This is a genomic window from Alteromonas sp. OM2203 (assembly GCF_048517045.1).
Taxonomy (GTDB): domain Bacteria; phylum Pseudomonadota; class Gammaproteobacteria; order Enterobacterales; family Alteromonadaceae; genus Alteromonas; species Alteromonas gracilis.
On record NZ_CP183209.1, the window covers coordinates 3,665,694 to 3,690,013 of the forward strand.

The 24,320-nt window shown below is 44.0% G+C and carries 14 protein-coding genes, 2 tRNA genes and 3 rRNA genes; 9 read left to right on the forward strand and 10 right to left on the reverse strand.

The features are described 5' to 3' along the window. Nucleotides 1–8: 8 nt before the first annotated feature. Entirely contained in the window at nucleotides 9–1,028 is a 1,020-nt protein-coding gene (locus ACM0P2_RS16145) for an MBL fold metallo-hydrolase (protein WP_159120016.1), read from the reverse strand. A gap of 254 nt (nucleotides 1,029–1,282) precedes the next feature. Between ACM0P2_RS16145 and ACM0P2_RS16150 the strand changes: the two genes are divergently transcribed. The 4 genes from ACM0P2_RS16150 to ACM0P2_RS16165 all read left to right on the forward strand — a co-directional run bounded on the left by ACM0P2_RS16150 (nucleotide 1,283) and on the right by ACM0P2_RS16165 (nucleotide 7,923). Further along, nucleotides 1,283–3,667, forward strand: a complete 2,385-nt coding sequence (locus ACM0P2_RS16150) for a DNA polymerase II (protein WP_419227712.1) — start codon at nucleotides 1,283–1,285, stop codon at nucleotides 3,665–3,667. A 254-nt stretch (nucleotides 3,668–3,921) separates the two neighbouring features. Continuing rightward, on the forward strand, nucleotides 3,922–4,500 hold the full coding sequence (locus ACM0P2_RS16155) for an EF-hand domain-containing protein (RefSeq protein WP_419226807.1): 579 nt from the start codon (nucleotides 3,922–3,924) through the stop codon (nucleotides 4,498–4,500). Nucleotides 4,501–4,851: 351 nt separating this feature from the next. Continuing rightward, nucleotides 4,852–6,582, forward strand: coding sequence for an AMP-binding protein (locus ACM0P2_RS16160; protein ID WP_419226808.1), 1,731 nt, complete (start codon nucleotides 4,852–4,854; stop codon nucleotides 6,580–6,582). 138 nt (nucleotides 6,583–6,720) lie between these two features. Next, a complete protein-coding gene (locus ACM0P2_RS16165; protein WP_419226809.1) occupies nucleotides 6,721–7,923 on the forward strand; it encodes an IS4 family transposase in 1,203 nt (400 codons plus the stop codon). 227 nt (nucleotides 7,924–8,150) lie between these two features. Here ACM0P2_RS16165 and rrf read toward each other — a convergent pair. From rrf to ACM0P2_RS16190, 5 genes are all read right to left on the reverse strand, one after another. Continuing rightward, nucleotides 8,151–8,266: ribosomal RNA gene (gene rrf / locus ACM0P2_RS16170) — 5S ribosomal RNA — on the reverse strand. Nucleotides 8,267–8,495: 229 nt separating this feature from the next. After that, nucleotides 8,496–11,376: ribosomal RNA gene (locus ACM0P2_RS16175) — 23S ribosomal RNA — on the reverse strand. Between the two features lie 449 nt (nucleotides 11,377–11,825). Continuing rightward, nucleotides 11,826–11,902 (reverse strand) — tRNA-Ile (locus tag ACM0P2_RS16180). 43 nt (nucleotides 11,903–11,945) lie between these two features. Continuing rightward, nucleotides 11,946–12,021: transfer RNA gene (locus tag ACM0P2_RS16185), tRNA-Ala, on the reverse strand. Nucleotides 12,022–12,100: 79 nt separating this feature from the next. Further along, nucleotides 12,101–13,633 (reverse strand): 16S ribosomal RNA (locus tag ACM0P2_RS16190). Together the 16S, 23S and 5S rRNA genes with 2 tRNA genes alongside form the textbook arrangement of a ribosomal RNA operon. 492 nt (nucleotides 13,634–14,125) lie before the next feature. Between ACM0P2_RS16190 and ACM0P2_RS16195 the strand changes: the two genes are divergently transcribed. Further along, entirely contained in the window at nucleotides 14,126–14,590 is a 465-nt protein-coding gene (locus ACM0P2_RS16195; RefSeq protein WP_159120427.1) for an RNA recognition motif domain-containing protein, read from the forward strand. 64 nt (nucleotides 14,591–14,654) lie between these two features. Here ACM0P2_RS16195 and ACM0P2_RS16200 read toward each other — a convergent pair whose 3' ends face one another. Continuing rightward, nucleotides 14,655–15,974 (reverse strand): DUF5610 domain-containing protein, encoded by a 1,320-nt coding sequence (locus tag ACM0P2_RS16200; RefSeq protein WP_419226810.1) that lies wholly within the window; start codon nucleotides 15,972–15,974, stop codon nucleotides 14,655–14,657. 164 nt (nucleotides 15,975–16,138) lie between these two features. Between ACM0P2_RS16200 and trmA the strand changes: the two genes are divergently transcribed. After that, complete coding sequence (gene trmA / locus ACM0P2_RS16205) at nucleotides 16,139–17,236, forward strand: tRNA (uridine(54)-C5)-methyltransferase TrmA (RefSeq protein ID WP_419226811.1); 1,098 nt, start codon at nucleotides 16,139–16,141, stop codon at nucleotides 17,234–17,236. Nucleotides 17,237–17,299: 63 nt separating this feature from the next. Here the strand turns inward: trmA and fabR are convergent, their stop codons facing one another. Further along, entirely contained in the window at nucleotides 17,300–17,893 is a 594-nt protein-coding gene (fabR, locus tag ACM0P2_RS16210) for an HTH-type transcriptional repressor FabR (protein ID WP_120963578.1), read from the reverse strand. 339 nt (nucleotides 17,894–18,232) lie between these two features. On the opposite strand from fabR, the gene ACM0P2_RS16215 reads away from it, so the two are divergent. Both ACM0P2_RS16215 and sthA read left to right on the forward strand, forming a co-directional pair. Then, nucleotides 18,233–19,360, forward strand: a complete 1,128-nt coding sequence (locus ACM0P2_RS16215) for an acyl-CoA desaturase (RefSeq protein ID WP_419226812.1) — start codon at nucleotides 18,233–18,235, stop codon at nucleotides 19,358–19,360. A 230-nt stretch (nucleotides 19,361–19,590) separates the two neighbouring features. Next, nucleotides 19,591–21,012 (forward strand): Si-specific NAD(P)(+) transhydrogenase, encoded by a 1,422-nt coding sequence (gene sthA, locus ACM0P2_RS16220; protein WP_159120423.1) that lies wholly within the window; start codon nucleotides 19,591–19,593, stop codon nucleotides 21,010–21,012. A gap of 54 nt (nucleotides 21,013–21,066) precedes the next feature. On the opposite strand, the gene ACM0P2_RS16225 is transcribed toward sthA, so the two are convergent. After that, complete coding sequence (locus ACM0P2_RS16225; RefSeq protein ID WP_105930319.1) at nucleotides 21,067–21,372, reverse strand: pyridine nucleotide transhydrogenase; 306 nt, start codon at nucleotides 21,370–21,372, stop codon at nucleotides 21,067–21,069. A gap of 114 nt (nucleotides 21,373–21,486) precedes the next feature. Here ACM0P2_RS16225 and ACM0P2_RS16230 point away from each other — a divergent pair, with 114 nt between their 5' ends. After that, nucleotides 21,487–22,074, forward strand: coding sequence for a uracil-DNA glycosylase family protein (locus tag ACM0P2_RS16230; protein WP_159120422.1), 588 nt, complete (start codon nucleotides 21,487–21,489; stop codon nucleotides 22,072–22,074). Here ACM0P2_RS16230 and ACM0P2_RS16235 read toward each other — a convergent pair. Next, entirely contained in the window at nucleotides 22,071–24,296 is a 2,226-nt protein-coding gene (locus tag ACM0P2_RS16235; RefSeq protein ID WP_419226813.1) for an EAL domain-containing protein, read from the reverse strand. The genes ACM0P2_RS16230 and ACM0P2_RS16235 overlap by 4 nt on opposite strands. Nucleotides 24,297–24,320 lie beyond the last annotated feature (24 nt).

The window sequence follows — 24,320 nt, forward strand, 5'->3', positions numbered from 1 at the left end:
CAGCCTGATTAATTTGTTTCTATAGCGGTAAACTCGTAGTGACCTTTATCGTTAACATCGCGAGAAAGCATTCCCTTACTATATAAATAATTTAAATGAGACAGGCATTCTGCTACTGCAAAGACCATATTTCGGCTTGATAACTTTCGTTTAAACATAACGGGCAGCAGTGCTACCACCGTTTGAGGGCGTTCACAAGCTTCAAGCAATGCCTTTAAATGTTCGTGGTGATGCTCTATAAGCGTATCGACCCTTTCATGTAGACCGACAAATGGTAACTTGTGAGCTGGTAGTACAGTGACGTCTTTTGGCAGCAATTTAAATTGAGGCAAGGTACTCAAATAATCATCTAAGGTATTTGCATCGGGCTCTGTGGAATAGGCACCAATGTTAGGGGTAATAATAGGTAGGATGTGATCGCCTGAAATTAAAATATTCTTCCTTTCGTTAAAAAGACATGCGTGCTCTGGAGAGTGACCACGGCCGATAATTACTTTCCATTCATCCTTTCCTAGAGACAACGTCATACCATCTTTAAGTCGTGTGTAGCTGATTGGCAAGGGAGACACAACGCTACTGTAGCCATTCCCATCTCCTGCAGTCAGTTTTTCAATTAAGGCATCATCAAGACCGGCACGTTGATAATAAAGTATATCTCTTTCATTTGTTGCCCCATTTCTACCGGCAGAAAAAGCTCTGGCCGTAAAATACTCGGTTTGCGTCATATAAAACGGGACGTTGTACGTGTCAGCAATCCACCCCGCTAACCCAACATGGTCAGGATGTAGATGCGTCACAATCACACCGACAATGGGTGCGTTTAACTGTTCAAAAATACGCAGCCATAGTGATTTCGTTGTGGAGGTTCCTATGCCAGTGTCAAGCACCACCCAGCCGCCCTCGCCTTTTAACAAATAAAGGTTAATATGGTCTAGGTCGAAAGGTAAAGGCATAGTTAGCCATAATACTCCTTCCGCAATTTCTATAAACTCGCCAGGTTCTACCTGCTTGTCATATAGATATTCCATACCGCCCTCGCTGAAGTTTTTAGCCAATGTTTCGGTTATTCATCTAAGTAACCTTAAATGTCATCACCAAAGAAAACCGCTCAAAGTACTACGTTTCTACCTCGCTCCCTACGTAAAGACAAACATATCTGTCGAATAGAGAACTATAGGAGTTGGTGATAACAAACGGTATACTCAAGAGTGGTGGCTTGTTGACGAATACAAGAGTCATCAGTATCTCATCTTATAAAATGTCGCTTTCTCTAAACGGAATCATGCCAAGCACTTCAATACATCAAGGTTTCATACTCAATAAAAGCACGTTCACAGTGCGGGGCAAAGTGTATGTAGAACTGTGGGTAAAAACTGCAAAGCAAATTGTGAAGCTCATCTCGTCCCCCCAAAATCCCACTTGTTTTGTAGCAGAAGAGCAGGAGCCGTTACTAAGAGAGCTAGCAGATCATATCTCGCTTAAACTCTTCGTTTCCGACGATGGTTTTTACACCCTAGAACAAACCAAAGTAGCGACCGTCAAGACCAAAACGGAAACTCAAATGCATCAGTTGCGTCAATTGGCGCGGGAAAAAGACATTATTTTATATGAGGCTGATATTAGGGTGGCCGACCGTTATCTGATGGAGCGGTTTGTTTATGGCGCCGTTGAATTCGTTGCTCCTGCGCTTAATTCTGAGAGTAAAAATAATGAACCGCTTATTGATACCATCGAAAATGTACAAATAAGATCTTGCGAGTATAGAACGACATTTTCATCCCTCAGCATAGATATTGAATGTAGCGAAAACGAAGAACTGTTCAGCATTGCTTTGTCCGGTGACGGATTGAATATTGTAATACTGGTTTGTCCTCCTGGTTTTTCTAAACACCAGTTCACCGCGGCGAAGGAAAATCCCTATCAACTTATCGTTGTCGAATCTGAACGAGAGCTTCTTAATGCATTTTTCACGCATATAACAACATTCGACCCTGACATTATCTTAGGGTGGAATGTTAAGCAGTTTGATATGGCTGTGCTTGCTCGTAGAACGAAAGCGAATAACTTAAATTTCAATATTGGACGCCGCTCGCGGGAGGCTTCAGTGCGGCAATGGGAGGACCAGACTCTGGTCGATGTACCCGGTCGCTGCGTTATCGATGGTATTGAAGCATTGAAAACCATGACTTACCAGTTTGAGTCTTATTCACTTGATCACGTTTCAGAAGCATTACTGGGTGAAAACAAGCTTATTCAAGAAAGCGACAAACTTGCTGCTATAAAGCGCCTATATTATGAAGATCCTATTGCATTAGCGAACTATAACTTCAAAGACACAGAACTGGTAAACCGTATTCAGGAAAAAACGCAGTTTATCGACTTCCTCGCTTTACGAAGCACGTTAACCGGCCTCGATATGAGCAGGCCGGGCGGATCAGTGGCGGCGTTTCTCAATGTTTACCTACCCAAGCTCCATCGCCGTGCCTATGTCGCTGGTGTTAGACCAGAAAATGGAGGGCTGGCAAGCCCAGGGGGATACGTTATGCGTTCCCAGCCAGGCCTTTATAAAGATGTCTTAGTTCTCGATTTTAAGAGCTTGTACCCGTCTATCATACGAACATTTAAAATAGATCCTGTGGGATTGGCAGAAGGATTGAAGTCACCGGAGAACGCGATTGAGGGCTTCAAAGGTGCAGTATTTAGTCGAACCACCCACTTTCTTCCAGCAATTATCGAAAATCTCTGGCTTCAACGTGACGAAGCAAAAAAACAAAAGGATTCCCCGCGCTCACAAGCCATTAAGATATTAATGAACTCATTTTATGGTGTATTAGGCAGCGGCGGCTGCCCTTTTTACGACCCACGACTCGCCAGTTCAATTACCCTTCGTGGTCATGAGATCATGCAGACTACTGCCGGATGGATTGAAGAGTTAGGTTATCAAGTTATTTACGGCGATACCGACTCAACCTTTGTCCACGTGGAAGGAAATGACACTTTAGGTTCACCAGGAAAGACAGGAATAAAGCTTGCTGAAATTATCAATAAGAAATGGACGGCATTGCTAAGGGAGCGTTTCGAGATAGATTGTCATTTGGAAATTGAGTTTGAATCGCATTTTTCTACGTTTTTTATGCCTACAATCAGAGGCTCAACGGAAGGGAGTAAAAAACGCTACGCGGGAATGAGGGGTGACGAACTCATTTTTAAAGGCTTAGAAAATGTGCGCTCTGACTGGACTACCTTAGCAAAGTCTTTTCAATATCAGTTGTATAAGAAAGTATTTTCAGGCCAGCCAATAGAAAAGTACATTAGCGACACGCTAAATGCGGTCAAATCAGGGCAAATGGACGATGAATTGGTTTACAAAAAGCGTTTGCGAAAGCCCCTATCATCCTACACCAAGTCCCTTCCACCTCATGTGAAAGCAGCGAGACGTGCCGATGAACTTTTCAGGGAGCAGGGCTTGCCCTTACGCTATCAATCGAATACCACAATAGCATATGTTGTTACGGTTCAAGGCCCGCAAACGATAGAGACGGTGTCTGCACCATTACACTATGATCACTACATCGAAAAACAAATTCAACCTATAGCAGATAGTATCTTACCGCTCATCGGTGCAAGCTTTGAACACATCGCTAACGACCAGCTAACCTTGTTTTAGGCGTAAATATTTTGTATGAACATCTTTCAGATGATGTGACAAATTAACAAAAACACGTTGCTCTCTGAAGTTAATAAAATCTTCTTATCCTTACTTTTCATAAACTTAATCCTTTGGCACAACAAGTGAATAAAACACTATGAGTAACTAAATCGGTTTGAGTGAAGTCACAACTTCATCAACATGCGTTCCATTTAGTGGTTAGGGCAATTGAGAGCCCGCGTTCGCAATGAAAAAACAGAAGGAATTTGATTATGAAGATCACAAAATTTAGTTTGATTACCAGTGCAGTTATTACTGCCACACTTTCTGCCTCAGCTTTCGCAGGACATCACGAAGAAAAAATTTCAATGGGCTTTGATGCCCTAGACAAGGATAGTAATGGTTACATCGTCGGCTCGGAGTCGTCTGGTGTTATGAATAGTCAATTAGTGTCTAAAATGGATACCGATGGCGACAGTATGGTGAGTCGCGCTGAGTTTAATGCATTTGTTGACGAAAAGCCTTCAATGTTTAGTGACGAAATAATTACACAGGTCCAGACCGAAGGCACTAATGATGCAATGTTAAGAGAAAAAGGGAACCCTGAACTATTCTCGAAAGATGACGGCGAAATGATCTCCGAGAAGAATAAGGAATTGCGCACTGAAATGTCAGCAAGCGCAGACGACAAATTCACAAAAATAGACATGGACAGTGACGGTAAAATTAGTAAAACCGAACTAGAAGCCGCCAAGCTAGAGGGTGACTTCGAGTCTATTGACGAAAACGATGATAAGTACATTACACGTATCGAGTATAGAACTTATTATAAAAACCTTGATGCGGAATAGGTCAATATAAGTCCAATACTCTGGTTTTATTCAAGGCTTCGCTACATTGCGAAGCCTTTTGGTATAAGTATCAAAATCCTGTCAAATATGCTTCCCATTTCCTCAGTATCTTTTACTGACTGAGACGAATCATCGAAATTCATCGGTACATAACACCATATACGACTAACATCTTGTCGACAAAACCATTTTGCAAACCTATTGTTAATAAAGTTCGAAGTAGTTGTTTACGCCACTATTTTTCACGCAAGGTAAACATCTATTTGTGGCCAACGCCTTGAACATAAATCGCGTGAACTAACGATAGCTATGCAACTAAAAAGTAGATGCGAAAGCATATGGAGACAAGTTATGACGGATTCAACAACCCTGCTAGAAACTTCATTTCCTCTAATAAAAAGTGAGTACAATGGCCCTACCAACACAGAACTAACATCGTTGACCATTGGGCAATACTTAAAACGTATTGTCGACAATTATTCAAATAATTTAGCTATCGTTGTGAGACACCAAAATGTTAGATGGTCATATCGAGAATATTGGGAACAAGTAGAAAGCGTCGCTTGTGGGTTACTCAGTGATGGCGTAAAACCCGGTGATCGCGTCGGTATTTGGTCGCCTAACAATATAGAGTGGTCACTCGTTCAAATGGCCACCGCTCGCATTGGCGCAATTATGGTGTGCTTAAACCCTGCCTATCGGCCTGACGAATTAGCTTTTGCAGTGAACAATGTGGAAGTTAAGTTCCTCATCATGGCGCAATCATTTAAACAATCCAATTATGTCTCGATGTTACAAGAGCTTGCTCCAGAACTAAGAAATATGGAAGAAGGCAACGCTTTCGTATGTTCAAAGCTACCTTCACTTAAACAAGTTTATACAATAGGCAACGAGCCAGTAGTCGGATTAAAACCTTTTTCCACGTTGCAAATCACGCCTACAGATACATTAAAAAGGCAGTTAACTGAAATCGAAAACACGTTAAGCGCCAACGATGATATTAATATTCAATTTACCTCAGGTACTACAGGCAATCCTAAAGGCGCGACCTTAACGCACCGAAATATTCTTAACAACGGCTTACTTGTAGCACAAGCTATGCGCTTCACACACAAAGACAAACTTTGTATTCCTGTCCCTCTTTATCATTGTTTTGGAATGGTTTTAGGTAGCTTGGTTTGTGTCGCATCTGGTGCCTGTGCTGTATTTCCAGGCGAGTCTTTCGACCCCGAGACAACTCTCCGCACTGTGGAAGAAGAAAAGTGCACGGCATTGCACGGTGTTCCAACCATGTTTATCGCGGAGCTTGAACTTCCGACGTTCAAGAGCTTTGACTTATCTTCTTTAAGAACTGGTGTGATGGCGGGAAGCACTTGCCCAGAAGAACTTATGCGTAAAGTGCACAGCGAATTTCATATGACAGAAGTAGTGATAGGTTATGGTCAAACAGAGTGTAGCCCTATTAATCATATTACCGACATAGACTCGCCTTTTGAAAAACAAGTTAAAACCGTAGGCCGCGCTATGCCTCATACAGAAGTGAAGATTATTGATACGCAAGGTAATACCGTGGCAATTGGAGAGCCAGGTGAAATATGTGCCAGAGGTTACTGTGTGATGAAGGGTTATTGGGGGGACGAGACTAAAACAAAAGCAACGATAGACCATGAAGGCTGGCTTCACTCTGGCGACTTAGGAGAAATGGACGATGAAGGCTATGTGACTATTGTCGGTAGAATAAAAGATATGATTATTCGCGGTGGTGAAAACATTTATCCACGAGAGATAGAAGAAGTCTTATACCAACACGCGGATGTGTCTGACGCCGCTGTATTCGGCATTCCTGATGATAAGTATGGAGAGCAGGTTTGCCTATGGATTAAAGCAAAGGAAAACCAACACATAGATGAAGAGCAAATACGCCACTACCTTAAGTCTAAGCTTGCTTACTTTAAAGTGCCCAAATACATCAGTGTTGTAAAAGAATATCCCATGACAGTAACAGGTAAGCTTCAAAAATTTAAAATGCGCCAATACATGATAGAAGCACTGAAGAAGCAAGCCCTACAATCCGAAGCGTAATCCACAACAAATATTGGGGTCAGAGTCTGAGGTATCCCCACAAATAATATAACGATATCAGTGAGATAAAAAAGATAGGAACATTCATGACGTTTGGTGATCAGATCAATCGCCAAAAATCACTGAGACCAAACTGCCATGAATGCCCTATCTATTGTGGACAATGTCGTATCGCTTGTCAGCTATAAAATGCATAAAGCGCGTCGGGATGTGCTAACGGCGTGCGTAAAAAGCCTTCTTCATGGAAGCGCAGCAACCGTAACCAGCATAGGTCGTGGGATTAACACTAAAGCTTATGAAAAACATCGGATTAAACGAGCTGACCGCTTGCTTTCAAACCCGCATTTATTCAGTGAAACACCGTTTATCTATGCATCTATATGCCAACTATTTTGTGGCAGCATGTCACGCCCTGTTATCTCAATCGATTGGTCTGATTTAGACGACCGTAAAGCACATTTTCTTTTACGCGCGGCAATATCTTTAAAAGGTAGACCCGTCACACTTTACCAAGAAGTACACTGCAACAAGACCAAAGAGAAGCCAGCCACGCACAAGGCATTCTTAAAAACGTTGCACGCCATATTACCTTCCAACTGTCGGCCCATTATCGTCACCGACGCAGGATATAAATCCCCCTGGTTCAGGGAAGTATCAGCGTTAGGCTGGGATATTGTCGGGCGTATTCGTAAGCCACACTTTTACTCGCTTGATAGAGGAAATACGTGGCAGTGTATTCGTCACCTTTATGCCCAAGCGACCAATCGACCGAAGCGCTTTGATAACAGCCAAATAGTAAGGAGCAACCCCTTTACCTGCACGCTAGTTCTGTTTAAACAGAAATCTAAAGGACGTCATGCTTCAAATCCAGATGGTACACGCAAAGCCTCAAAGCGCTCAAAAGTGCATGCACAAGGCGCAAAAGACCCGTGGCTATTAGCGACATCACTGGCGTCTCACCGAAGCTTATCAAAACAGGTCGTTGCTATTTATCGCCAACGTATGCAGATTGAAGAGGGCTTCAGAGACATGAAAAGCACGAAGTTCGGGCTTGGCTATGAACAGAATAAAAGCGTGAAAAAGCAGCGTCTAACAATACTGGTATTGCTGACTACGTTAGCGTCACTGGTGGCAATACTACTGGGTATGGTGGTCGTCTCTTCGAATAAACATCGGCGCTTCCAAGCAAATACCGACACCAGAAGCGTGCTGTCATTCCACTATCTCGGCCTGAGAGCTGTTGCTTGCCGAATACGATTCACTATGCGACAGTGGAAAGCTGCACTCAAATGGTACAGCTCCATAGTCGACCGGGCCTGGGCCGCAGGCACATGGAATTAAATTCGTGGGGATCCCTCAGGGTCAGAGTACATTTCTACATTGCCAATAAGTCGCAGTGGTAGTTGGCTTCTAATTAGGACAATTGCAGTGGCAGCTAATGAAATAAAGTACTCTGACCCCAATTTGAGGTTTTGCTTGGGGGGAGTGGAGATTAATGTACTCTGACCCCATTTTTTGTTTCTTCCAAACGCAAAAAACCCGCCGTTAGGCGGGTTTCTTTTAATGGGACCTGGCAGTGTCCTACTCTCACATGGGGAGACCCCACACTACCATCGGCGCTAATACGTTTCACTTCTGAGTTCGGAATGGAGTCAGGTGGTACCGTATCGCTATGGCTGCCAGGAAAAACTTTTAGTGCAGAATCATGATGCTTTTTATCATGACTTCTGCGCAAGGAGGACTAACAGTACTCTTTAGAGCCTATTTAATCATCGTTGCTTAATAACTAACAATTTGGGAAAGATAATATTAATTCAATCAGTGAGTAACTGCTTTTTACTCTTACTTGCTGCTCTTTATCAGAGCTTAGCTTGTCTACAACACTCAGAAGTCCAAAGCTTCTTGGGCGTTGTATGGTTAAGCCTCTCGGGCAATTAGTACAGGTTAGCTTAACGCCTTACAACGCTTCCACACCCTGCCTATCAACGTCATCGTCTATAACAACCCTTCCAGACCTTAAAGGTCAGGGATGACTCATCTTTGGGCCGGCTTCCCGCTTAGATGCTTTCAGCGGTTATCCGTTCCGAACGTAGCTACCGGGCAATGCCATTGGCATGACAACCCGAACACCAGCGGTTCGTCCACTCCGGTCCTCTCGTACTAGGAGCAGCTCCCATCAATCATCCAACGCCCACACCAGATAGGGACCGAACTGTCTCACGACGTTCTAAACCCAGCTCGCGTACCACTTTAAATGGCGAACAGCCATACCCTTGGGACCGACTTCAGCCCCAGGATGTGATGAGCCGACATCGAGGTGCCAAACACCGCCGTCGATATGAACTCTTGGGCGGTATCAGCCTGTTATCCCCGGAGTACCTTTTATCCGTTGAGCGATGGCCCTTCCATACAGAACCACCGGATCACTATGACCTACTTTCGTACCTGCTCGACGTGTCTGTCTCGCAGTTAAGCTAGCTTATGCCATTGCACTAACCTCACGATGTCCGACCGTGATTAGCTAACCTTCGTGCTCCTCCGTTACTATTTGGGAGGAGACCGCCCCAGTCAAACTACCCACCAGACACTGTCCACAACCCCGATAAGGGGCCAATGTTAGAACATCAAACATACAAGGGTGGTATTTCAAGGACGGCTCCACACAATCTAGCGACTGTGCTTCAAAGCCTCCCACCTATCCTACACATGTAGGTTCAATGTTCAGTGCCAAGCTGTAGTAAAGGTTCACGGGGTCTTTCCGTCTAGGTGCGGGTACACAGCATCTTCACTGCGATTTCAATTTCACTGAGTCTCGGGTGGAGACAGCGTGGCCATGGTTACACCATTCGTGCAGGTCGGAACTTACCCGACAAGGAATTTCGCTACCTTAGGACCGTTATAGTTACGGCCGCCGTTTACCGGGGCTTCGATCAAGAGCTTCGTCCGAAAACTAACCCCATCAATTAACCTTCCGGCACCGGGCAGGTGTCACACCCTATACGTCCTCTTACGAGTTTGCAGAGTGCTGTGTTTTTAATAAACAGTCCCAGCCACCTGGTCACTGCGGCCCCCATTTGCTTACCACGCGAAGTGTTCACAAACAGGGGCGTACCTTCTCCCGAAGTTACGGTACAATTTTGCCGAGTTCCTTCACCCGAGTTCTCTCAAGCGCCTTAGTATTCTCTACCTGACCACCTGTGTCGGTTTGGGGTACGGTTCATATAATCATAAGTTTAGAAGCTTTTCCTGGAAGCAGGGCATCAACAACTTCACTCCCTTGGGAGCTCGTCTCGCGTCTCAGCTTTAAAAACCCGGATTTACCTAAGTTTTCGGCCTACTCGCTTTCACTTGGACAACCAACGCCAAGCTTGCCTAGCCTTCTCCGTCCCTCCATCACTGATTATATAAGTACGGAAATATTAATCCGTTTCCCATCGACTACGCATTTCTGCCTCGCCTTAGGGGCCGACTTACCCTGCCCTGATTAGCATGGGACAGGAAACCTTGGTCTTCCGGCGTGGGAGTTTTTCACTCCCATTATCGTTACTCATGTCAGCATTCGCACTTGTGATATGTCCAGCAAGCTTTACAACTCACCTTCATCCACTTACACAACGCTCCCCTACCCAGCACAGTAAACTGTGCTGCCGCAGCTTCGGTATATTGCTTAGCCCCGTTACATCTTCCGCGCAGGCCGACTCGACTAGTGAGCTATTACGCTTTCTTTAAAGGGTGGCTGCTTCTAAGCCAACCTCCTAGCTGTCTGTGCCTTCCCACATCGTTTCCCACTTAGCAATATTTTGGGACCTTAGCTGGCGGTCTGGGTTGTTTCCCTCTCCACGACGGACGTTAGCACCCGCCGTGTGTCTCCCGGATAGTTCTCATTGGTATTCGGAGTTTGCAAAGGGTTGGTAAGTCGGGATGACCCCCTAGCCTTAACAGTGCTCTACCCCCAATGGAATTCGTCCGAGGCTCTACCTAAATAGATTTCGGGGAGAACCAGCTATCTCCCGGTTTGATTGGCCTTTCACCCCCAGCCACAGGTCATCCCCTAACTTTTCAACGTTAGTGGGTTCGGTCCTCCAGTTGATGTTACTCAACCTTCAACCTGCCCATGGCTAGATCACCGGGTTTCGGGTCTATACCTAGCAACTAAACGCGCAGTTAACACTCGCTTTCGCTACGGCTCCGTTATTCACTTAACCTCGCTACTAAATATAAGTCGCTGACCCATTATACAAAAGGTACGCAGTCACACCACGAAGGTGCTCCCACTGCTTGTACGTATACGGTTTCAGGTTCTATTTCACTCCCCTCACAGGGGTTCTTTTCGCCTTTCCCTCACGGTACTGGTTCACTATCGGTCAGTTAGGAGTATTTAGCCTTGGAGGATGGTCCCCCCATATTCAGTCAAGATAACACGTGTCCCGACCTACTCGATTTCACTGTAAAGATTGCGTCGTGTACAGGGCTATCACCTTGTATCGCTCCTCTTCCCAAAGGATTCCACTACATTCAATACAGCTTAAGGGCTGTTCCCCGTTCGCTCGCCGCTACTAGGGGAATCTCAATTGATTTCTTTTCCTAAGGGTACTTAGATGTTTCAGTTCCCCTCGTTCGCCTCGTTACGCTATGTATTCACGTAACGATACCTGTAAACAGGTGGGTTTCCCCATTCGGACATCTGTGGCTCAAATGCATTTTGTCGGCTCACCACAGCTTTTCGCAGACTTACACGTCCTTCATCGCCTCTAACTGCCAAGGCATCCACCGTATACGCTTCGTCACTTAACCATACAACCCCAAACAGCCTTTTGACTTCTGTCTAAGTTATGTCGCATGAATGACAAGCTAATCGGAAGAATTGCCTTGTTATCAATAAATTGATAACAAGCAATTCAGTCAAGTAGAGTAAAAAGTCATCTTTCGATTTCTCAGTTACTCAATTTTGATTGATTACTATTAATATCAGCTTTCCAAATTGTTAAAGAACATTTGATGTTTCCTGCAAAAGCAGTACTTTCATCTTTAGAGTAAAAAACCCTAATCAATGCTTACTGAAACAGTAAATATTCATTAGGATTTCGGGTCCAACGTGACACATAAAATCAGTTTCTACCTTAGCCTTTAACTACCGCCAACTTTAGCGAGTAGAAAAACCGTCAGGATGCTGGGTCGGTCACCCGATTCCCTTCCGGTTAAGCGGCTTTTTCACGACCACTTGCGAAGCAAGTGCAGGTGAATGGTAGGCTTGGGCAGACTTGAACTGCCGACCTCACCCTTATCAGGGGTGCGCTCTAACCAGCTGAGCTACAAGCCTTCAGTTTCTAAGCTTGTTAACAACAAACTCAGTGTCAAGTAGATGGTGGAGCTAAGCAGGATCGAACTGCTGACCTCCTGAATGCAAATCAGGCGCTCTCCCAGCTGAGCTATAGCCCCATAAACTTGTGTCGTTCTTCATTTTTAAACAAGACTATCTGTGTAGGCACTGCATCAAGTGCGTCTTTCGACGTAATGGTAAGGAGGTGATCCAACCCCAGGTTCCCCTAGGGTTACCTTGTTACGACTTCACCCCAGTCATGAAACACAAAGTGGTAATCGTCCTCCCGAAGGTTAGACTAACTACTTCTTTTGCATCCCACTCCCATGGTGTGACGGGCGGTGTGTACAAGGCCCGGGAACGTATTCACCGCAGTATTCTGACCTGCGATTACTAGCGATTCCGACTTCATGGAGTCGAGTTGCAGACTCCAATCCGGACTACGACATTCTTTAAGGGGTCCGCTCCACATCACTGTCTCGCTTCCCTCTGTAAATGCCATTGTAGCACGTGTGTAGCCCTACACGTAAGGGCCATGATGACTTGACGTCGTCCCCACCTTCCTCCGGTTTGTCACCGGCAGTCTCCTTAGAGTGCCCAACTTAATGCTGGCAACTAAGGACAAGGGTTGCGCTCGTTGCGGGACTTAACCCAACATCTCACGACACGAGCTGACGACAGCCATGCAGCACCTGTGTCTGAGTTCCCGAAGGCACGAAACTATCTCTAGTAACTTCTCAGCATGTCAAGTGTAGGTAAGGTTCTTCGCGTTGCATCGAATTAAACCACATGCTCCACCGCTTGTGCGGGCCCCCGTCAATTCATTTGAGTTTTAACCTTGCGGCCGTACTCCCCAGGCGGTCTACTTATCGCGTTAGCTTCGCTACGCACGCCTTAAAGGCACACACAGCTAGTAGACAGCGTTTACGGTGTGGACTACCAGGGTATCTAATCCTGTTCGCTACCCACACTTTCGCACATGAGCGTCAGTCTTTGGCCAGGGAGTCGCCTTCGCCACTGATGTTCCTCCAGATATCTACGCATTTCACCGCTACACCTGGAATTCCACTCCCCTCTCCAAGACTCTAGTCTGCCAGTTCTAAATGACCATCCCAGGTTGAGCCCGGGGCTTTCACATCTAGCTTAACAAACCGCCTGCGTGCGCTTTACGCCCAGTAATTCCGATTAACGCTCGCACCCTCCGTATTACCGCGGCTGCTGGCACGGAGTTAGCCGGTGCTTCTTCTGTTGTTAACGTCACGGCTAGCAGGTATTAACTACTAACTTTTCCTCACAACTGAAAGTGCTTTACAACCCGAAGGCCTTCTTCACACACGCGGCATGGCTGCATCAGGGTTTCCCCCATTGTGCAATATTCCCCACTGCTGCCTCCCGTAGGAGTCTGGGCCGTGTCTCAGTCCCAGTGTGGCTGATCTTCCTCTCAGAACAGCTAGAGATCGTTGCCTTGGTGAGCTTTTACCTCACCAACTAGCTAATCTCACTTGGGCCTCTCTTTGCGCCGGAGCCTAAGCCCCGTTTGATCCTAAGATATTATGCGGTATTAGCAGTCGTTTCCAACTGTTATCCCCCTCGCAAAGGCAAGTTCCCAAGCATTACTCACCCGTCCGCCACTCGTCAGCGATGTGCAAGCACATCCTGTTACCGTTCGACTTGCATGTGTTAGGCCTGCCGCCAGCGTTCAATCTGAGCCATGATCAAACTCTTCAATTAAATATATCGAAATATGAATCGTCGTTATGTGACACTCTTAACGAGTGCCCACACAGATTGTCTTGTCTAAATTGTTAAAGAACGTAGCAGCGTCACTGCTATTCACTAGAAGCCGTTGCCTCTTAGTGACTCACCCTGTTCGAGTGAGGTGCGCATTTTACATCGTTTGTTTTCGATGTCAACCATGTTTTTAAACTTTTTATTTGCTTGAAAACTTGGTTTCGCACTTGTTGCCAAGTTGGCTTTCTTTTTCTCGAAGCCCCCTCAGAACGTGGAGCGCATTATAGATACCTGTTGAGAAAGATCAACACTTGAATTGGATTTTTTTGCTTTTTAAGCCATTTTTAGTGTTAAACGCTCATTTCTGCATCATTCCTATCAGCTCAATGCATCTTTCGACTAGTTTTTTCACATTTTATTGTTCTAATTGTTACAAATGAGTAAACTGTATACAGCCTCCAACACCATAATAAACAATAGAAAGGTAGGTATATGAAAGTAGGCTTTATTCAATGCGCTGTTATTAGCGCTATTTTTGCAATTGCAGGTTACTTGTTATTTTCTTCTGCTAGTTTGAACGTTCATGTTCCGCTAACCGTGTCAGCAGCTCTGTTGATTAGCGGTATCGTTACTCCATGGCTAGCGTCTCTTATTCAAAGTCCATCTTCCTCAGATGCCAGAGCACATTCTAGTGAAGGATCGATAGAAACCTTGTATGTAGGCAATTTGCCTTATCGTGCAAATGAAAACGCCGTGAAGGAGTACTTCAGCAGTTTTATTGAAGTACAGTCAGTTCGACTCATGAAGGATCGTAAAACCGGAAAACGAAAAGGCTACGGCTTTATCGAGGTGGTGACTGACGATCTTAATAGCGTTATCGATAAGACAAACGATTCGATCTTTCAAGAACGCACGTTAAAAGTGCGCCCAGCGAAAGACAAAGTCGATCACGAATAATCTACATCACCACATAAAAAAGCCCGGTAAGCATCAGCACCGGGCTTTTTCATTTTAGGGGGATTTAAGACTCGTTAGTTTCAGCAGATTGAGGCAGCCCGTCTAGTAAGGTCTGATTAAAAGATCGAAATCTATTAATAGCAGAAATTAAGTCTGGTACCTGCACATCTTTCATTTCGTTTATCAATCCAGCAATTAACGCATTGTAGTCTTCGCTACTTGCTAGCTTATTCTCTGCATTGGCAAACGTATCCATCATCTTTTCTAAATACTGAGCTACTGGACTTACTACGTTTCCGTATTTAGCGTTATCGTTATTATCTTCGCTATAATGCTGGATGTTCTCGTATGTTTTCAATACTTCAGTTTGTGTTGTTCTGTTTAGTTGTAGTGCGTAACCCACTAATTCCTTATCGTCAAAGCCTAAGCTTAACGCTTCGTCAAATGCCTTATCGATATCGCCACTGTAGAAGGTGTCAGCTAGGTCTTGAACTTGCCCAACCAAATCAGCTATCGAGTCCAATTCATCTTCATCAAGCTCTCCTTTCAATGAGAAGCTAATACCACTTCGTTCATAGTACTGATACGAAGTTTGCTGAGTATAAGACGCCGAGAAGTTAGTTTCACTTTGCTCACCATTTTCTGCGCTAGGCTGCCTTTCAGATGTCTGAGTCTCAAAGTTTAGCTGCTGAGATGCCTGAACCGAACGCAAACTCTCGAAGCTAAAACTTACTTCATCGCCATCTTTAGTTCTGATCGTCAAACTACCACTTTTCTCATCAGATGCAGCAACGGCATTTAACGACGAAAGTGTGACAGCATTTGCTTGTTCGCGACCAAAAATATCGGTCTCTAGATCATCTATACCCGTGTCGATAAGATCGCGACTTTTTGTCATTCCTTGCTCGATCTCTTCATTCATAAAACCGGCTAAATCTTTTTCAGCCATGGCAAAGCCTCGGCTTACGCCTTCTCTTGCTTGGCTAAATAAACTATTTAACTTCTCATCACTTGCACCACCATCGGCAGCTCCGCGAATAACACCGCCTACGAACTTAAGTACATTTTTTGCAACTTTTTCGAAGTCGAACAAACTATTCGACTTCTCTTCTAGATTCTTTTCTTTGACATCCTTTGGCTTCTGCCCGTCTATTTCCAAAGATTGGCTTAAACTCGTACTGACGATTCTCATGCCAATGCTAGTTTGACTACTAGACATGGATACCGACGCCGCTTGCTGTTTAGAAAATTCGGCCGCCTGTTGCAAACCATCCTGTTGCAATTGCTTCTTTAACGCTTCATTTGGGTTAACAGAAGCCTTCTGATCAGCTTTCTGATCGACCTTTTGCTCGTTCATGAAAGCCTTGATTTGACCCACGTTCATAATTTGATCCTCACTATCCTCTTTCATATTATCGGCAAAGAATCGATATTGTTTAATTTTAATACAGATTTTTTTCAGCTAAGGGCTCAGATTCATGCTGGGTGTATTGCAGTTATTTTATAAGGGTCTACAATTCGCGCCCTTAACTGTGAATGGAGAATTTTATGACCGCGACCGAACAACAACGCTATGAAGCTCAATTAGACGAAAAAGTAGATCGTCTCACCGCGTTGCTTTCTCCATTTAATGCGCCTGAACTTTCTGTGTTCCCGTCTCAACCAACGCACTACCGTATGCGCGCCGAGTTTAGAGTTTGGCATGAGGGAAATGACTTATTTCACATCATGTTCAATCAAGAAACGAAAGAGAAGTACCGCGTAGATAGCTTCCCCCCTGCGTGTAAAGCAATAAACGATGCCATGGCACTATTGCTTGAGGAAGTTAGACCAAACGAATCACTAAGAAAGAAGCTTTTTCAAATAGATTATCTTTCTGCGCTATCTGGTGAGGTTGTTATCAGCCTTCTATATCATCGTCAGTTAGATGAAAAATGGGAAGAGGCTGCAAGAAAGTTAAAAGCGACGCTCGAAGCCCATTTTCCGAAAGTAAACATCATTGGTCGTGCTAGAAAACAAAAGCTTATTATCGACAACGATTTTGTTATTGAACGTTTACCCGTAAACGGTAAAGAGTTTATTTTCAAGCACATCGAAAATAGCTTCACTCAGCCCAATGCCGAAGTAAACTGCAAAATGATTGAATGGGCATTGGATTGTGTAAAGCCGCTTTCTGGAGACCTGCTTGAAATGTATTGTGGTGCGGGTAACTTCTCACTGCCGCTTGCGCTTCATTTTGATAATGTCGTGGGAACCGAAATTGCCAAACCTTCTGTTCAAGCTGCTCAGTTTAATATTGAACAAAATCAGCTTAGCAACGTGAAGATAGTCAGATTAGCCGCCGAAGAATTTACTCAGGCAATGAAAGGCGAGCGCGCGTTTAGTCGTTTAGAAGGTATAGACTTAAGTACATATAACTTCACTACGGTTTTAGTGGATCCGCCTAGGGCAGGCTTAGATAAAGATTCATTGAGAATGATTCAGGACTACGACAATATTATTTATATTTCGTGTAACCCTGAAACCTTGGCGCTAAACCTTGAATTGCTGAGCGAAACACATGAAATTGCAGAATCAGCGCTTTTTGATCAGTTCCCGTTCACTCATCACATAGAGGCAGGGGTTCTACTTACACGCAAAAGCTGATCTGAGTGAGATACAAAGGCTGGCTGGGGCCAATTTCATACAAATTTTAATAATATTCCTAGGCTAGCCTTTCTGCGTAGCGCCTACTTGAACAAAACGAAGCTGCGCTTTCACTCTCTCACCAATTTCTCGGCGAAGTTTATCGTCAGCTTCTAATGCCTCTGCTCCAGCACTAAACACCAGTCTTACCATAGCATCAGCTTGAAGCTGCGCGCATGCGTACTCCACGCCCTGCTGTTCAATGATATAGTCGGTTAGTTCATCGATGAAATGCTGTATTTCTCTGAATACCGCTAATCGGTAAGCAGATGATGTCCCCGTGTGTTCCCTAAGAAGAAGTCGAAACACGTTAGTATTAGCAGCGATAAACTCCATGAAGGTTTCAACAGAGGTGTGAATAACGCCGCCCCCTGAAGCAATGCGGCGTCTTGCCTGACGCATAAGCTGACGCAGTGCTAAACCCGCTTCATCTACTAGCGTTAACCCTAGTTCGTCCATATCTTTGAAGTGTCGGTAAAATGAAGTTGGTGCGATACCCGCTTCCCTGGCAACTTCACGTAAGCTGATTGCCGATAAACTACGGTTTTCGTCTAGCAGTGAAAACGCAGCATGGATAATGTTTTGGCGGGTTTTTAATTTCTGTTCTTGTCGACTCACATTCGCACCACTTGTTGATTAGGTTGTAACGGCATGATGATTTTCAGCGACTTGGAATTAGCGCAGTTGTCATCTCAATAGCCATCAACGCAATCAAATTTCAAACATCAAAGACTAGCTCGTGTAGTTTATCGCAACACAGGCTTGTGGGGGAAGAGAAACAAAATCATCTCTTTTATAAACAAGTATTAAGCAAAAAAATCAATAAATACGCGCGTTCTACGTTAGCTTTACTATAATTAAACTTTACACATGTAAGCAGAACTTATCTGGGTTTTGCTTGCCTGAAGCTCTGTAAAACGATAAATTAGCGAACAGTTGTAAGCCAAGTAGTATAAAATGAAAAAACCTCCTCTTATCCTAACTAATGTGCTGGTATTTATTATATCAGGCGCTATTGCATTTATTGGTGTGCCGCTATGGGTGGCTTACCAGGGTATCGATTGGGCAGAAATCGGTACTGCTATCTTCTTATTTTACTTCACAGGTATGTCTATCACTGCTGGTTATCACCGCTTGTGGTCGCACAAAACCTATGATGCCAATGTTGTTGTGCGAGTCATTCTAGCAATAGGTGGTGCTATGGCGTTGCAAAATAGTATTTTGCATTGGTCATCAGATCACCGTGTGCACCATCGCCATGTTGATGATAACGATAAAGATCCTTACTCAGCGAAAAAAGGGCTTTGGTTCGCCCATATCGGCTGGATGTTACGTGAGTATCAAGCTAAGCGTTACGATGATTACAGCAACTGTAAAGATCTACAAAAAGACAAGGTGGTTATTTGGCAACACAAGTACTACTTGCCTATTGTGCTAGCGGCCAACTTTGGTGTTACAGGGTTGTTAGGTTATCTAAATGGTGATGTTCTTGGCATGATTTTAGTAGCAGGTGTGCTTCGTCTCGTGCTTGTGCATCATGTTACGTTTTTCATCAATTCTCTTGCGCATTTTTGGGGTAGTCAGCCTTATACCGATAAGAATACGGCACGTGATAATGGCGTTCTAGCATTCTTTACTTTTGGCGAGGGTTATCACAACTATCACCATATATTTGAGTACGATTACCGTAACGGCATTCGTTGGTATCAGTTTGACCCGACTAAATGGCTCATAAGAGGCCTGTCTTTTGTAGGTCTAACGTCGAACCTTCGCAAGGTGCCAGAAGAGCGTATTGAAAAAGCACTTGCTGCGATGCAGTTGCAAAGAGCGAGTGAAAAAGTATCGCTACTGCCCAACGCTGAAGAGATGATGAACACTATTCAAGAAGAATACGACTTATTGATGCAGCGAATGAGTGATTACTACGCCACTAAAAAACGCGTGATGCGTGTTAAACAGCGCACGTTAAAACGCAGTATAGAAGGGCTAGAACTTGCGTATAAATACAAAGAGTTAAAGCATGCGTTTGCGGTTCAAAAAGAAAAATGGACGCAATTGCAGAGCTTGTCACTTCAAATGGCGTAAACACCTTCTTTATCTTTATTATTTGTAAAAAACCACATAAGTCTATGCTTATGTGGTTTTTTTTGATCTATAGTTGGAATGACACATCAAGTAAGGTCGTTATACTAGAGTTTGTTGTAAGACTTGACTTCATTTTAAGGTTAAATATTCAAACTACATCATTGAATTATCATGGCGGTGATTGCGATTTCAAACGCCACATCATAGAAGTAACAATACGGGAAAGTAACATGGCAACGAAGCAAAAAACAAAGGCTCCATTGTATCACTATGACGCAATAGTTATTGGCACAGGTCCTGGTGGAGAAGGTGTTGCAATGCAGCTTGCTAAAGCAGGAAAGAAAGTTGCTGTAGTAGAACGCTACGAAGCAGTAGGAGGTGGTTGTACCCATTGGGGCACTATTCCATCAAAAGCCCTTCGTCACTCCGTCAGTCGTCTTATTGAATACAATTCATCGCCCCTATTTGCCGACAATCACTTGAGTAAAAGCCTTACTTTTTCAGACATTATGCGTCACGCTAGCGGTGTTGTTAAAAGCCAAACGCGACTTCGTTCTTCTTTTTATGATAGAAACCGCGTTACCCTTTTTCACGGTGAAGCCAGTTTCGTGGATGCTCACACGTTAGAGATCACCCGTAAAGATGGCTCAAAAGATACCGTCACTGCCGGTCAAATTGCTATAGCAACCGGTTCACGCCCTTACTGCCCGAAAGATATCGACTTCAACCATCCACGAATTTATAACTCAGACACCATCTTATCTTTAGATCACGATCCCAAGTCCATCATCATCTATGGTGCTGGGGTAATTGGGTCAGAATATGCCAGTATATTTAGAGGTTTAGGGGTAAAAGTTGATCTCGTTAACATGCGCGATCGATTGCTTTCATTTCTCGACGACGAAATATCTGACGCGCTAAGCTATCATTTATGGAATAACGGCGTGCTTATTCGTCACAACGAAACCTATTCATCAGTTGAGGCCACCGATGACTCGGTGATTTTAAACCTAGAGTCAGGCAAGCGTATGCGGGCAGATTGCTTATTATTTGCTAATGGTCGCACGGGTAATACCGATACGCTTAAACTCGAAAATATTGGCCTAAAAGCCGATGGCAGAGGCCAGCTGCGAGTAAATGAGAATTATCAAACTGACGTAGAAAATATCTTTGCCGTAGGTGATGTAATTGGTTATCCCAGCTTAGCATCCGCAGCTTATAACCAAGGGCGCTTTGCAGCCGAGGCGATGCTAGGTATAAAAACTCACTCTGCGCTGGTAGAAGATATACCGTCTGGTATTTACACCATTCCAGAAATTAGCTCGGTAGGTAAAACAGAGCAAGAACTTACTGCTGCTAAAGTCCCTTACGAGGTAGGAAGAGCCCAATTTAAACATTTGGCCAGAGCCCAAATTGCGTCAACCCAAACAGGTAGCCTGAAGATATTATTTCATCGAGAGACGAAAGAGATTTTAGGAATTCACTGTTTTGGCGAACGTGCGTCTGAAATTGTTCACATCGGGCAAGCTATTATGCAGCAAAAAGGCGAAGGCAATACAATTGATTACTTCGTTAATACCACCTTTAACTACCCAACAATGGCTGAGGCTTATCGTGTTGCCGCCATAAACGGATTAAATAGGATTTTCTAACGGGCACAAAAAAGCCGGCGAAATTGTCGCCGGCTTATATGCGTTAACTAAAAATTAGTTACGGTTCGCAGCAAGCGCATTAAGCGAGTCTTTGTGAGCTACGATATCGATGTGCATATTTTCTTGATCGAACGTCATTGTTGCAATGGCGTAGTCACCCTGACTCTCGCTTGCAATGTCGATCAGCTTTGCTTGTGCATCACGGAAACGAATGTTATTGCCAATTTGATCTGACATACATTGGTTATTCATTTCGAATGTTTTTGCATCCATGCAATCGAAAAGCTGGTTATCACCAGATTCCGCATGCGCAATACCAAAGGCTGCTGATAGAGCTAATGTTAGTACTACTTTACGCATGTTTCTTCTCCTGTGTTACAGTCTAATACTGTTATCAATAAAGATACTGTATATACATTCGATAGTCAACTTTAGATCACACTAATATTACAGAAGTATGACAGTGAGAAATATTTGGAGAAAATTTTGAAAGGGCATGATGAGTTGGTAGCAGAGGCACTAAAATGCTCACTCTGTGCTCACGCGCTACCTCATAAACCCAATCCCATTTTTAGTACCGCTCCTTTAACGAAAATTCTCATCATAGGGCAGGCACCTGGTTTAAAAGCACACGAAAGCGGAGTCGCTTTTGATGATGCTAGCGGTGACAGATTACGTAGCTGGCTATCAGTAAGTAAGGCGGTTTTTTATAATCCAAAATGTATTTCAATTTTGCCTATGGGTTTCTGCTTTCCAGGCTATAAGCATGGCGCTGATGCGCCTCCAAGAAAAGAGTGCGCCCCTGCGTGGCATCATAGGTTTATCAACTACTTGCAACCTTCTATTACGATTTATGTGGGCCGTTACGCGCAACAGTTTTATTTACCAAACCATAAAACCCTCACAGACGCAGTGAAAACTACTTTTACTTCGCCCGAGCAGTACTTTGTTCTACCTCATCCGTCAGGCAGAAATAATCGATGGTTAGCCAAGAACACATGGTTTGAAACTAAGAGCCTGCCTATTCTGCAGAATGAAGTTTTTACAGCATTACATAGCTAATCGTGCGATGCTAAAAACGCCAATAGCGCATCAAACGGCATCGGCTTAGCGTATAAATAACCTTGAGCTTCGTCACACCCAAGCTTGATCATGTAGCTAGCCTGCTCTCTTTTTTCCACACCTTCCGCTATCGTTAATAAACCCAATTTATTACCTAACGTAACAATGGTTTCTGCAAGTACCGCACTGGCACCAGGCTCAATATCCTTAACAAATGACCGGTCTACTTTCAGCCTATCGAGAGGAAGCTGTTGAAGATAGCTCATGGAAGAAAAACCTGTTCCAAAATCGTCGATAGCAATTTTAACGCCGAACTCCTTAAGGGAGCGTAGCGCATCAATCACTATTTGAGGCTCATCCATTACAACGCTTTCGGTGATCTCTAGTTCTAAAAGTCTTGGATCAATGTTGGGCTTAGAAAGCGCCTGTTTAACTTTTTCTACGAAAAACCTATCGCGAAACTGGGGTATTGAAATGTTAACTGCAACACGAAGGTGTCCATAACCTTTTTCTCTTAGTTCTAACAGACGATTACACGACTCTTCTAATACCCATTCGCCAATATCAACAATAAGTCCAGAATATTCAGCAAGAGGAACGAAAACTGCGGGAGAGATATATCCCCCCTCACCATCTGGCCATCGAAGCAGACCTTCCATGCCCACTACTTTTTCATTAAGCAAATCAACCTGAGGCTGGAACCATAACTCCAGTTTTTTCGCCGCGAAGTCACTACGCAATCTTCGTATCATATCAAGGCGCCAGGTTGTCTGGTCTTCAATATCTTTGGCGTAGTATTCAAAGTTGTCAGTCAGATTCTTTTTCGCACGATTAAGCGCAATATTTGTGCGCTTTAAAATTTCAAGCCCAATGTTTCGCTTATTATCTAACTTGCAAAAGCCAACCGTCACGTTAACAGGCAAAGTGTGATCGCCAACTTTAAACGAAGATTGGAAAATAGCGTTAATAGCGTCAGGGCACACATATTCGCTAGGCCCAATAAGGCCAAAAACGTCGGCGCCTATTCGGCCTTTCTTGACGATTCCGTCAAATGCTGTTTGGAAACGATCGCTAATTGCACGAAGTAACTCGTTACCTACTTCCTGTCCCAATCCATCATTAATATCGGAGAAGTGATTTACGTCAACAAGTGCAACACTGCAGTTTTCGCCAGCAAACAAATGCGGTTTATCCAACATATTGATAAATTCGTTGCGGTTAGGAAGACGGGTCAACCAGTCGCGGAATGCCGCATTTCTTAATTCGTGGAAAAGATTTACGTTTTCGTATCCAACGGAAATACTGGATAAAAACACCTCCAGCAGGTTTTTATCCAACTCGCTAATTTCTTTGGTTTGCCTAATGTAAACAGCGGCTTCAAAACCCGCACGACTAATGTAAAGCACGGTGCAAGTTCGTTCGAATATGTGGGATTTAATACGTAAACAGCGGCCTATATTTTCCTCTATCTCGATATTTTTAACATCAGAAACAGGATGATTGATAAACCCCGCGTATTCACCTGCTGCACCGAGCACATACACGCCCTCATCGTCTCTATCTAATAATGCACCAGCTCTAGCACACAGTAAGCCTTCGGTATCTAGCCCGATAAGTGAGCTTATCTGAGTAACAACCCCCTCACAAAACTCTTTAACTGAATGCTCTTCAAACAAATTTGCTGAAGAAGTGATTATCTTCTCCAACCCTACCCTACTTTGACTAATCGTTATAATTTGCTGATAAGAGCGAAGGGAAGAAATGATAGTGGTGAGTAATTTTGCGCGCGTCAGCTCTGTTTTCGTTTTGTAATCATTGATGTCGTAGAGCTTGATGACCTGCTCTTCGGGGGCGTAGCCTGGCTGGCCTGTACGCAGAATAATTCGCGGTTCGAGTAATTTCATGCCCTCACGAATATATTTAACTACGTCGAACCCTGCGTCATCTGTTTCCATAACGACATCGAGCAAGATAATGGCGATAGTATTGCCGTATTCGTGAAGCAGTTCTTTTGCTTGCTTTGCAGAGTATGCATTAATGAAGTTTAGTCTACGTTCGTTGACAATAAGGTCAGACAACGCAAGGCGCGTTACAGTATGGATTTCTTCATCATCGTCTACGATGAGAATATTCCAGTCTTTTCCTAGTAAAGGCTGCTCTTCCGCTGCACTATCATCATCTAAAAAAATTAACTCGTCGTTTTCGTAATCCATTTCCGACATTACTGCTCATTTCCCCGATACAAA

Bases quoted from the DNA above. Each gene is read 5' to 3' on its own strand.
- ACM0P2_RS16215 (WP_419226812.1), top strand. From the start codon at position 18,233: ATGAAAAAACCTCCTCTTATCCTAACTAATGTGCTGGTATTTATTATA.
- ACM0P2_RS16145 (WP_159120016.1), bottom strand. From the start codon at position 1,028: ATGGAATATCTATATGACAAGCAGGTAGAACCTGGCGAGTTTATAGAA.
- ACM0P2_RS16200 (WP_419226810.1), bottom strand. From the start codon at position 15,974: ATGAACGTGGGTCAAATCAAGGCTTTCATGAACGAGCAAAAGGTCGAT.
- ACM0P2_RS16195 (WP_159120427.1), top strand. From the start codon at position 14,126: ATGAAAGTAGGCTTTATTCAATGCGCTGTTATTAGCGCTATTTTTGCA.
- ACM0P2_RS16160 (WP_419226808.1), top strand. From the start codon at position 4,852: ATGACGGATTCAACAACCCTGCTAGAAACTTCATTTCCTCTAATAAAA.
- ACM0P2_RS16235 (WP_419226813.1), bottom strand. From the start codon at position 24,296: ATGTCGGAAATGGATTACGAAAACGACGAGTTAATTTTTTTAGATGAT.
- ACM0P2_RS16225 (WP_105930319.1), bottom strand. From the start codon at position 21,372: ATGCGTAAAGTAGTACTAACATTAGCTCTATCAGCAGCCTTTGGTATT.
- ACM0P2_RS16150 (WP_419227712.1), top strand. From the start codon at position 1,283: ATGCCAAGCACTTCAATACATCAAGGTTTCATACTCAATAAAAGCACG.
- ACM0P2_RS16155 (WP_419226807.1), top strand. From the start codon at position 3,922: ATGAAGATCACAAAATTTAGTTTGATTACCAGTGCAGTTATTACTGCC.
- trmA (WP_419226811.1), top strand. From the start codon at position 16,139: ATGACCGCGACCGAACAACAACGCTATGAAGCTCAATTAGACGAAAAA.
- ACM0P2_RS16165 (WP_419226809.1), top strand. From the start codon at position 6,721: ATGAATGCCCTATCTATTGTGGACAATGTCGTATCGCTTGTCAGCTAT.
- sthA (WP_159120423.1), top strand. From the start codon at position 19,591: ATGGCAACGAAGCAAAAAACAAAGGCTCCATTGTATCACTATGACGCA.